This is a genomic window from Nocardioides malaquae, from assembly GCF_015070385.1.
GTDB classification, from domain to species: domain Bacteria; phylum Actinomycetota; class Actinomycetes; order Propionibacteriales; family Nocardioidaceae; genus Nocardioides; species Nocardioides malaquae.
This window is the reverse complement of record NZ_JADCSA010000956.1, coordinates 1-245: the sequence shown is the minus strand read 5'-3', so window position 1 is coordinate 245 and position 245 is coordinate 1. Positions and strand designations below refer to the sequence as shown.

At 45.7% G+C, this 245-nt stretch carries 1 protein-coding gene; it reads left to right on the top strand.

Annotation, left to right across the window (positions count from 1 at the left end; all coding sequences use genetic code 11):
* On the top strand, window positions 1–245 hold a 245-nt coding region (locus IEQ44_RS17430; RefSeq protein ID WP_227487701.1), incomplete at both ends, for a hypothetical protein.

The following is a 245-nucleotide window of genomic DNA, read 5'->3' as shown; positions in this document are numbered from 1 at the left end:
GATAATTATCTGTGTATAGGCCTAGCGCAGGCAACACCAGAGCGTCAATTTGCCATGGTAAGGTACGGCAGCTGTCATGCCTTGTTCCAGGGGGGAAAAAATAAAATGCACTGCTTAAATTATATTCATGGACAGATCACTGAAGGTATGTTAACAGGCCTGGAGCGCTCATGCACACATGTGCATGAGTTCTCCACACCTGTTGACGGTAAAGTAGGCTATGGAAAAATCTCATCGCATATGGC